We start from the raw sequence: 9,356 nt of genomic DNA on the forward strand, positions 1-9,356 counted from the left end.
GCACCGCGCCGAGCACCAGCGCACCCTCGCGCTGTGCGGTGCGCTGGTGCTCGGCGCGGTGCTGACCGGCCCCGCGCCCGCGGCGAGCGCCGCGCCGGCCGGCGGGCACTGCGCGGGGCGGGACCGGGCCGTCGTCCCGGGCGCCGAGCACCAGGAGTCGGCCTGCCTGCCGGATCTGACCACCACCGGGCTGGCCGGTACCCGGTACACCGACACGGCCGACCAGGCGGGCCTGACGGCCAAGGGCACCTTCGCCCCCTCGGGTGTGCCGGGGGTGCAGATAGACGGCTTCTTCCCCGACTCCTCCTCGTTCAACGGCACCCACGGCTGGCGGCATGACGCCCAGTTCGTGATCCGCCTCCCCGACCGCTGGAACGGCGGGCTGGTGATCACCGGTGCGCCCGGCACCCGCCGGCAGTACGCGACCGACGCGGCCATCTCCGACCGGGTGCTGGCCCAGGGCTATGCCTACGCGGCCACCGACAAGGGCAACGGCGGGCCCGACTTCTACACCGACGGCCGCCGGCCCGGCGACGCCATCGCCGAATGGAACCGCCGCACCACCGAGTTGGCCCGCGCCGCGAAGGTCGTCACCGCGCGGCGCTACGGACGGGCGCCGTCCCGCACCTACGTCACCGGGGTGTCCAACGGCGGATACCTCACCCGCTGGCAGTTGGAGCACCATCCGGAGCTGTACGACGGCGGGGTGGACTGGGAAGGGGTGCTCTGGGCGGCCGGCGGCGGCCCCGATCCGCTGCGCACGCTGCCCACCGCGGTCGCCTACGGCCTGGGCCAAGCCACCCCCCAGGAGATGTACGCGGCGGGCTTCGCTCCCGGCTCGGAGTTCCTGTGGCCGTACCACCAGCGCGCCTACTGGGGAGTGACCCAGAAGACCTACCGCGCCGAGCTCGACCCGGCCTACGACCCGCGCTGCCCCGGGGCGTCGGCGGGCGGCACCGCGGAGGAGATCCTGGCGCCCTGCCCGAGCGACGCGGGGTATGACATGCGGCGGCGCCCGCCCTCGGTGCGCGCCGCGGTGGACCGGATCGCCCTGACCGGGCGGATCGGGAAGCCGCTGATCACCCTGCACGGCGATCTGGACAGCCTGCTGCCCATCGCGGTGGACTCCGACGCCTACACCGCCATGGTGCGGCGGCAGGGCGCGGGGCGGTGGCACCGCTACTACCGGGTGCGCGGCGGCAACCACGTCGACGGCCTCTACGACAGCCACCCGGACCGGCTGCGGCCGATACTGCCCTGCTACCGGTCGGCCTTCGACGCGCTGACCTCCTGGGTGGAGGAGGGCCGGACCCCGCCGCCGGACCAGGACGTGGCCCGGCCGGCCGGCGGTGACCTGGTCAACAGCTGCCGCCTCGCCCCGGCCCGCTGAGCCGTATCCGGCGCGGGCCGGCGGCCGCTACACGCGCTCCAGCGGGCGGTGTTCGCCCTCCGGCAGCTCCGCCCTGACGGTGTCGCCGGGACGGACCTCGCCGCCGGCCCGGACGATGCCCATGACGCCGGCCTTGCGGACGATGCCGCCGTCCGCGTCCCGTCCCACGACCTGCTTGAGCAGTCCGTCCTGGAAGGCGTCGATCTGCCGGCAGGGGTTGCGCAGCCCGGTGATCTCGACCACCGCCTCCGCGCCCAGGTGCAGCAGGGTGCCGGTGGGCAGGCCGAGGAGGTCGACACCCCGGGTGGTGAGGTTCTCCCCCAGCTCGCCCGGGAGCACGGTGTGGCCCGCGGCGGCCAGCTCGGCGAAGAGCTCCTCGTGGATCAGGTGCACCTGGCGGAGGTTGGGCTGGGTGGGGTCCTGGGCGACTCGGGAGCGGTGCTTGACCGTGACTCCCAGATGGGCGTCGCCCTCCACGCCGAGACCGGCCAGCAGCCGGATGCTCTCCCGCGCCGGCTTGCCGAAGGTGTGCCCCGCGCTGCGGCACACCGCCACCACCGTTCCGTCCATGGCCCGTCCGCCTTCCCTCGGCTGATACGTGTACACGTCACTCTACGGGGGTGCCCGCCGCCGCCCCCGAGGATCCGCGGCACCCTCTGCTCGCGGCGGCCGAGCCCCACCTCTCGGTGACGCGCCTCACATCGCGGACCCGCCCGGGAGCCGGGTCCGTCGGGTACCCTCGGCGACCCCGGACCCCACTAGTCAAATTTGAGGAATGCGTCATCGCTGTGACACAACCCTTCGCGGCAACGCCCTCCCGGATCGCCGAACTCGCCCGCTGCACCGCCGTCTTCCTCCCGGGCGATCCGCCCAGGACCGGCCGGGTCGCCCTGTGGCGTCCCGACGGCCCGCCCCCGACCGGCCACGGCCAGGTCGAGGAGGTGACCGTCGTGGTCCCGGAGGGCTCCGGCACCGCGATCCGGCCGGTGCCCGCCCTGCTGCTGCCGGTCGCCGAGGCACTGCCCGTCCTCACCCGGGCACGCGCCGCCCGAACCGATCCGGCCGCCGCCTTCTGGGGGGCCGCCGCCGTCCTCGCACTGCAACTGGCCGCCCGGGGCCGCCTGCTCCCGGGGCTGACGCCCACCGATCACGAGGCCTGGCGGATGGGCCCGCTGGGGCCCGAGGATCTGCGCCGGGTGGCCGAGCTGGCCGCCGCGATGCCGCCCGAGGCGCACGCGGTGCCGCTCTCCCGCGCCGAGCCGCTGCTCCTGCCCGAACCGGAACGGCTGGTCCGCGCCTTTCTGGACGCGGTCGCCGACGGTCTGCCCCGCTCCCCCGCCGCCGCGCTGGCCGCCGGCGGCCCCGCCTTCGCGGCGCCCCAGCCCAGGCGCCTGCCCGAGCAGCGGGCCTGGGCCGAGGAGGTCGCGGCCGGCCATGACGCGGGAGTGCGGCTCTCGCTGCGCATCGAGATCGCCGGCCTGACCGAGCGGTACCTCCCGCAGCCCGGACCGGCGGACACCGAGGCCGCCTCCCCCCGCTTCCGCGCGGTGCTCCAGTTGCACAGCCTCAGCGACCCGGCGCTGGTCGCGGATGCCGCGCACGTCTGGGCCGAGGCCACCTCGGCCGCCGGCGCGCTCGGCCCCCGGGCGCGGATGGACGCCCTGCTCGCCCTGCGCCGGGCGGCCCGGGCCTGGCCCGCCCTGACACCGCTGCTCTCCGCCGCCGTACCGGACGCCCTGGACCTCGCGGACGAGGAGATCACCGAACTCCTCGGCCCGGCCGCCCGCGCGCTGGAGGCCGCCGGCGTGCTGGTGCACTGGCCCAAGGAGCTGGTGCGCGGGCTCACCACCCGGGCCGTCATCGGCCCGGACGGCGCCGCTCCGGAGGAGGGCGGACGGCCGGACGGTGCGGAGGTGCCGCGGGCGCCGCTGACGCCCTCCTTCCTCTCCGCCGACGCGCTGCTCCGCTTCGACTGGCGGTTCGCGGTCGGCGACCAGGACCTCACCCGGGCCGAACTCGACCGGCTCGCCGAGGCCGGCCGCCCGGTGGTGCGGCTGCGCGACCAGTGGGTGGTGCTCGACCCGCACGAGGTCCGCCGGGCGCGGGAGCGCAGCCGAGCCGGGCACGGGCTCACCCCCGTCGAGGCGCTCGGTACGGCCCTGACCGGCCGGGCGGAGACCGCGGACGGCAGCGTGCCGGTGGAGGCCACCGGCTGGCTGGCCGCGCTGCGCGACCGCATCGCCCATCCGGAGGAGCCCGGCCGCCGACCGGTCGCCCAACCCCCGGCGCTCGCCGCGACGCTGCGCGACTACCAGCTGCGCGGCCTGGACTGGCTGCACCGGATGACCTCGCTGGGCCTGGGCTGCTGTCTGGCCGACGACATGGGCCTGGGCAAGACCGTCACCCTGATCGCGCTCCACCTGCACCGCCAGTCCTCGCCCGAGGCGGCCGGCCCCACCCTGGTGGTCTGCCCAGCATCGCTGCTGGGCAACTGGCAGCGGGAGATCGAACGGTTCGCCCCGGGCACACCGGTGCGCCGCTACCACGGGCCGGCGCGCGAACTGGCGGACCTGGCGGACGGGGAGTTCGTACTGACCACCTACGGCACCATGCGGCGGGACGCCGCGCGGCTGGCCGGTGCCGGGCCGTGGGGCATGGTGGTCGCCGACGAGGCGCAGCACGTCAAGAACCCCCACGCGGCCACCGCCCGGCAGCTGCGCGCCATCGGCGCCAAGGCCCGGGTGGCGCTGACCGGCACCCCGGTGGAGAACAACCTCACCGAGCTGTGGGCGATCCTCGACTGGACCACCCCGGGCCTGCTCGGCACGCTCAGCGCCTTCCGCCGCCGCTACGCCGACCCGGTGGAGCGCGGCGCGGGCGCCGTGCCGCCGGAAGGAGGGCTGCCGGGGGCCGATCCGGCGGCGGCCCGGCTGGCGGCGCTGGTCCGGCCGTTCCTGCTGCGCCGCCGCAAGTCCGACCCGGGCATCGCGCCCGAGCTGCCGCCGAAGACCGAGACCGACCGCGCGGTGGCCCTCACCACCGAGCAGGCCGGACTGTACGAGGCGGTGGTGCGGGAGATCCTGGCCGAGATCTCCGGCGCCGACGCGTTCGCCCGCCGCGGACTGATCGTCAAGCTGCTCACCGGGCTCAAGCAGATCTGCAACCACCCGGCGCAGTTCCTCAAGGAGGACCAGCCGCGGATCGCCGGCCGCTCCGGGAAGCTGGAGCTGCTGGACGAACTGCTGGACACCATCCTCGCCGAGGAGGCCGGCGTGCTGGTCTTCACCCAGTACGTGGCGATGGGGCGGCTGCTGGAGCGGCATCTGGCCGACCGCGGGGTGCCCACGCTCTTCCTCCACGGCGGCACCCCGGTGGCGCGCCGCGAGGAGATGGTGCGGGCCTTCCAGAGCGGCCGGGCCCCGGTGTTCCTGCTGTCCCTGAAGGCGGCCGGCACCGGACTCAACCTCACCCGAGCCGGGCACGTGGTGCACTTCGACCGCTGGTGGAACCCGGCCGTGGAGGCGCAGGCCACCGACCGCGCCTACCGGATCGGGCAGACCCAGCCGGTGCAGGTGCACCGGCTGATCGCCGAGGGCACCGTGGAGGACCGGATCGCCGCGATGCTGGAGCGCAAACGGGAGCTGGCGGAGGCGGTGCTGGGCTCGGGAGAGGCCGCGCTGACCGAACTGACCGATGCCGAACTGGCCGAACTGGTGGAGCTGAGGGGGAGCGCACGATGACCGAACGGGACGAGGAGCGGCAGCTCGGACAGGGATCCGAGCGGGAGCACGGCAGCGCGGTGGAGCGCACCTTCGCCCCGCTGCCGCCCATCCGCGGCCGGGGGTTCGCGAGCAGTTGGTGGGGCCGGGCCTGGCTGAAGGCGCTGGAGGACACGGCGCTCGACGGGGAGCAGCTGCGGCGCGGGCGGCGGCAGGCCCGGGAGGGCGCGGTGGGCGCGGTGGCGGTGCGGCCGGGCCGGGTCACCGCCGTGGTCCGGGACCGGGACGGCACCGCCTACCGGTCCGACGTCCTGGTGCAGCAGCTGGATCCGGCCGCCTGGGACCGGCTGCTGGCCGTGGTGGCCGAGCGGGCCGGGCACATCGCCGCCCTGCTGGACCGCGACATGCCGCCGCACCTGGCGGAGGACGCGGCGGCCGCCGGAGTGGAACTCCTGCCCGGGATCGGCGATCTGGAGCCGGAGTGCGGCTGCGAGGCGTGGGACCACTGCCCGCACACCGCGGCCCTGTGCTACCAGCTGGCGCGCCTGCTGGACCAGGACCCCTTCGTGCTGCTGCTGATGCGCGGGCGGGGCGAGCGGGAGTTGCTGGCGGAGCTCCAGGAGCGCAGCGCCGCACATGGCGCCGGGGTCGCCACCGCCGGGCAGACCGGCCCGGCCAAGCCCGCGGGGGTGCCGGCGGCGGAGGCGTTCGCCGCCGGGGCCGTCCGGCCCGCGCTGCCGGCGCCGCCCCCGGTGGAGCCGGCGGAGCCCACCGTGCCGGCGCTGGTCGGCGGCTCCGCCGCGGCCGGCGGGCTCGATCCGGCCGCGTTGGAGTTCCTGGTGGCGGATGCCGCGCGGCGCGCCCGGCGGATGCTGGCGGAGGCGCTGCGGCCGGACCACGCGAGCGCGCCGCCGCCCGCCGGGCTGACGGTCTGGCAGGACGCGGTCCGGATGCTGGCCTGGGCGGACCCCGACGCGCCGCTGACCAGCCGGATCGCCGCCCTGCTGGCCGCCGGCTGCGGCCGGGACCGCACCGATGCGGCCCGGGCGGTGCGGGCCTGGGAGTACGGGGAGAGCACCGCGCTGGCCGTGCTGGAGCAGGAGGAGGCGCCCGACGCCGAGGCGCTGGCCCGGGCCCGTACCCAACTCGCCGCCGCCTGGGCCGAGGAGGACCGGCCGCCGCGGCTGCGCGCCGCGGGCAACCGCTGGACGGTGCCGGGCGGCGACGCCCAGCTGCGCTACGGGCCGGACGGACGCTGGTGGCCCTACCGCAAGGAGCGCGGCAGGTGGTGGCCGGCGGGCGCCGCGGAGTCCGACCCCGCGGCGGCCCTGGCCGCGATATCAGTTGCTCCCTCCTCCGCCCTGCATCCGCACGCGCCGGACCCCGCTCCCTGATCCAGCGTGATCGGCCGGACAGGACATAGGCTCGGCGCAGCCGTGGTGGCCCAGCGCCGCACCCGTGGAGAGGGAGGCCCGCGATGCCCGCAGCCCCGTTGCCCGTGCCGGAAGGACCGCTGGTCATCGGGGTGGACAGCTCCACCCAGTCCACCACGGTGCTGGTCGTCGACGCCGCGAACGGCGCGGTGGTGGCCCGCGGCAGCGCCCCGCACACGGTGCGGCCCGGCGCCGGCGGGCAGGGCAAGGAGAGCGATCCGCGGGAGTGGTGGCAGGCGCTGCTCCACGCCCTGGACCGGTGCGGTCCCTGGGTGCGGCGCGCGGCCGCGGTCTCGATCGCCGGACAGCAGCACGGGCTGGTCACCCTGGACTTTGCCGGGCACCCGGTGCGGCCCGCGGTGCTGTGGAACGACGTGCGGTCCGCGCCGCAGCGCGATCGGCTGGTCGAGGAGCTGGGCGGCCCGCGGGCCTGGGCGGAGCGGGTCGGCAGTGTGCCCGCGCCCGCGTTCACCGTCACCAGCTGGGAATGGCTGCGCGAGCACGAGCCGGAGGCGGTACGGGCCACCGCCGCCGTCCGCCTGCCGCACGACTACCTCACCGAGCGGCTCACCGGTCAGGCCGTCACCGACCGCGGGGACGCCTCGGGCACCGGCTGGTGGGCCTCGGCGACCGAGGCGTACGACGAGGAGATCCTGCGGCATGTCGGGCTGGCTCCCGAGGCGCTGCCCCGGGTGCTGCGGCACGGCGAGGCGGCCGGCACGGTCCGCGGCGACCACGGACTGCCGCTGTCCGCCGGGGCGCTGGTGGCCATCGGCACCGGGGACAACATGGCGGCCGCCCTGGGGCTCGGGCTCGCTCCCGGGCAGCCGGTGCTGAGCCTGGGCACCTCCGGCACCGTCTTCGCGGTGTCACAGGTGCGTCCCGCCGACGCCACCGGGGTGGTCGCCGGGTTCGCGGACGCCCGCGACGCCTGGCTGCCGCTGGCCTGGACCCTCAACTGCACACTGGCGGTGGACCGGATCGCGGCGCTGCTCGGGCTGGACCGGGAGGCCGTGGAGCCGGGCGGGTCGGCGGTGCTGCTGCCGTATCTGGACGGGGAGCGCACCCCGCAGCTGCCCTTCGCCGCCGGTTTGCTGCAGGGGCTGCGGCACTCCACCACCGGCGGCCAGCTGCTCCAGGCGGCCTATGAGGGGGCGGTGTTCTCGCTGCTCACCGCCCTGGCCCGGGTCTGCGGCCCGGGCGCGCCGGTCGATGCCCCGCTGCTGCTCATCGGCGGCGGTGCGCGGGGCACGGCCTGGCGGGAGACGGTGCGCCGGCTGTCCGGTCGTCCGGTGCGGGTGCCGTATCAGCACGATCCGGTCGCGCTGGGTGCCGCCGCGCAGGCGGCCGGGCTGCTGCTGGGCGAGGATCCGGCGGCGGTGGCCCGGCGCTGGGGCGGCGCCTCGGGCACCGATTTCGCCCCGGTGGCCCGGGACGAGGAGGTGTCGGCCCGGATCGCCGCCGTGCTCACCGCCGCGGATCCGCTGCTGCGGCACGGGTAGCCGGGCGGCAGCGCGGATCCGCGGCGGCGCTCAGAGCGGGCGGTGCATGATGTGCAGCCCGACATAGCCCTGCCGGGGGTGGTGGAAGCCCTCCGGGACGGTGCCCAGCACCTCGAACCCGAGTGAGCGGTAGAGGCGCACCGCATGGGTGTTGGACGCCACCACCGCGTTGAACTGCATCGCCCGGAAGCCCGCGGCGCGCGCCCAGTCGAGGGTGTACTCGCACAGGGCGCGGCCCACGCCCCGCCCCTGGTGCGCCGGGTCGACCATGTAGCTGGCGCTGGCGACGTGGTCCGCGTTGCCCATCTGGTTGGTGTTCATCTTGGCGGTGCCCAGCACCGTACCGTCGTCGGCCACCGCGACGACGGTACGGTTCGGCCGGGGCAGCAGCCACCACTGGCGCCCCTGGTCCCGGTCGAGGTCCAGCGGGTAGGAGAACGTCTCGCCGGCGGCGACGATCCGGTGGAAGAACGGCCAGATGGCGTCCCAGTCACCGGGCACGGCTTCTCTGATCAGCATGCCGGGCAGCATGTCGCCCGCACGCTGGCGATGCAACGATATTACGATGCGTCAATGACCGTTCAGCTCGCCGTGCGCAGGAACTCCTCCAGCCCGGCCAGATCGTCCGTGTTGAGGTGATCGACCCCGGCGGCCAGCAGTTCGGTCCAGACCGCGGTACGCGCCGGTCCGGGCAGGTCCGGGGTGGCCCAGAAGCGCAGCCGGCGCCCCTCGCGGTGGGCCGCGCCCACGAGCGTCCGCAGCCGCTCCCGCTCCGCCCGCGGCATCGGGCCCTCCCCCTGCCAGCTGAAACTCGCCGTCCAGTTGCCGCTGACCAGCGGAATGAACGAGGCCGGGGCGGTGGTGCCCAGGTCGTCCAGTCGTCCGTCGTAGAAGGCCCGGCGGACCCGCTCGGCCTCCATGGGCGCCCGGGCGGCCCGATCGCCGGAGATGACCGCGGTGACCGCGCCGGGACGCACCCGCCCGTCGACCGCGGCGCTCAGCATCGCGTGGTAGGGGCGCAGCCGCCGGGCCAGTTCCCGGTAGGTCGGCTCGCCCGCGGTCTTGATGTCGATCAGCAGTTGGAGCGGGAGGTCGTGGCCGGGGTACACCCGGCCGCGGTTGGCCCGGACCCGGCGGGCCAACGGGTCCAGGTAGAGCGCCTCCAGGGTGCGGGCGGGGTCCAGGTCGGCCTCCTCATGGGCGACCAGCAGCTCGCCGTCGACCAGCCAGATGTCGGCCTCCACGCTGCCGAAGCCGTGGTCCAGGGCGTCCAGCAGCGGCCGGATCTGCGGACGCACCCGCTGCCGCGGCG

At 76.2% G+C, this 9,356-nt stretch carries 7 protein-coding genes; 4 read left to right on the forward strand and 3 right to left on the reverse strand.

Annotated elements, in window-relative coordinates:
• The first annotated feature begins 43 nt into the window (after nt 1-43).
• Complete coding sequence (locus E4099_RS23765) at nt 44-1,390, forward strand: tannase/feruloyl esterase family alpha/beta hydrolase (RefSeq protein ID WP_425348271.1); 1,347 nt, start codon at nt 44-46, stop codon at nt 1,388-1,390.
• A 27-nt stretch (nt 1,391-1,417) separates the two neighbouring features.
• On the opposite strand, the gene E4099_RS23770 is transcribed toward E4099_RS23765, so the two are convergent.
• On the reverse strand, nt 1,418-1,960 hold the full coding sequence (locus E4099_RS23770) for an MOSC domain-containing protein (protein ID WP_135341156.1): 543 nt from the start codon (nt 1,958-1,960) through the stop codon (nt 1,418-1,420).
• 218 nt (nt 1,961-2,178) lie between these two features.
• Here E4099_RS23770 and E4099_RS23775 point away from each other — a divergent pair, with 218 nt between their 5' ends.
• The 3 genes from E4099_RS23775 to xylB all read left to right on the forward strand — a co-directional run bounded on the left by E4099_RS23775 (nt 2,179) and on the right by xylB (nt 8,044).
• On the forward strand, nt 2,179-5,130 hold the full coding sequence (locus E4099_RS23775) for a DEAD/DEAH box helicase (protein WP_135341157.1): 2,952 nt from the start codon (nt 2,179-2,181) through the stop codon (nt 5,128-5,130).
• The gene (locus E4099_RS23780) at nt 5,127-6,503 is read left to right on the forward strand and encodes an SWF or SNF family helicase (RefSeq protein WP_135341158.1); all 1,377 of its coding nucleotides are present in this window, start codon (nt 5,127-5,129) and stop codon (nt 6,501-6,503) included. The genes E4099_RS23775 and E4099_RS23780 overlap by 4 nt, the downstream gene beginning before the upstream one ends.
• 83 nt (nt 6,504-6,586) lie before the next feature.
• On the forward strand, nt 6,587-8,044 hold the full coding sequence (gene xylB, locus E4099_RS23785; RefSeq protein WP_386390641.1) for a xylulokinase: 1,458 nt from the start codon (nt 6,587-6,589) through the stop codon (nt 8,042-8,044).
• 30 nt (nt 8,045-8,074) lie between these two features.
• On the opposite strand, the gene E4099_RS23790 is transcribed toward xylB, so the two are convergent.
• Nucleotides 8,075-8,563, reverse strand: a complete 489-nt coding sequence (locus E4099_RS23790; RefSeq protein ID WP_135341159.1) for a GNAT family N-acetyltransferase — start codon at nt 8,561-8,563, stop codon at nt 8,075-8,077.
• Between the two features lie 62 nt (nt 8,564-8,625).
• A partial coding sequence (locus E4099_RS23795; RefSeq protein WP_135341160.1) for a phosphatidylinositol-specific phospholipase C/glycerophosphodiester phosphodiesterase family protein occupies nt 8,626-9,356 on the reverse strand: 731 nt, incomplete at its 5' end.

The organism is Streptomyces palmae, assembly GCF_004684805.1.
Taxonomy (GTDB): domain Bacteria; phylum Actinomycetota; class Actinomycetes; order Streptomycetales; family Streptomycetaceae; genus Streptomyces; species Streptomyces palmae.